Below are 374 nucleotides of genomic sequence, written 5' to 3' on the forward strand. Positions count from 1 at the left end.
GCTCGAACGCCTCTGCAAGGTTCTTTGCTGCCGTTAACCCGTCTGGTTTGGGCATGATACTGATGTAGTCACGCTTTATCGTTTTCACGAAGCTCTCTGCTATTCCGTTACTCTCCGGACTCCGCACCGCCGTGTTCTTCGGTTCAAGTCCCAACATCCGGGCGAACTGGCGTGTTTCATTAGCCCGGTAGCATGAACCATTATCCGTCAGCCACTCCACTGGAGACGACGGAAGATCGTTGCCGAAGCGGCGTTCCACCGCTCCCAGCATGACGTCCTGTACTGTTTCACTGTTGAAGCCGCCGGTAGTGACCGCCCAGTGCAGTGCCTCACGATCACAGCAGTCCAGCGCGAACGTGACACGCAGTCTCTCT

Annotated in this window: 1 protein-coding gene; it reads right to left on the reverse strand. The window is 56.4% G+C overall.

All coding sequences use genetic code 11. The annotated features are described in order from the left end of the window. Positions 1-374, reverse strand: a 374-nt coding sequence (locus IEQ44_RS15630) for a DDE-type integrase/transposase/recombinase (RefSeq protein WP_193639401.1), incomplete at both ends; no start/stop codon positions are given.

The organism is Nocardioides malaquae, from assembly GCF_015070385.1.
Lineage (GTDB): Bacteria > Actinomycetota > Actinomycetes > Propionibacteriales > Nocardioidaceae > Nocardioides > Nocardioides malaquae.